Annotated in this window: 1 protein-coding gene; it reads left to right on the plus strand. The window is 71.3% G+C overall.

The genetic code is table 11. The features are described from left to right. Positions 1-251 (plus strand): 4-hydroxythreonine-4-phosphate dehydrogenase PdxA (locus AC0IYH_RS32980; RefSeq protein ID WP_471838599.1); only part of this gene is annotated, 251 nt, incomplete at both ends.

Raw genomic sequence — 251 nt, forward strand, 5'->3', positions numbered from 1 at the left:
TCGTGCCCATGACCACGCATGTGCCGCTCTCTGCGGTGCCGGACCTGATCACGGTAGACCTCGTGCTGGCGAAGGCACGGGCGACGGCGCGTGGGCTGACGCGCAATTTCGGCATCGAACGGCCACGGCTGGCGGTTGCCGGGCTGAACCCGCATGCGGTGGAGAGCGGTGCGCTGGGCCGCGAGGAGATCGAGGTGCTGGAGCCGGCGATCGCGCAGCTGGTGGCGGAGGGGCTGGACGTGACCGGGCCC

The organism is Pseudomonas sp. AC463, assembly GCF_979253585.1.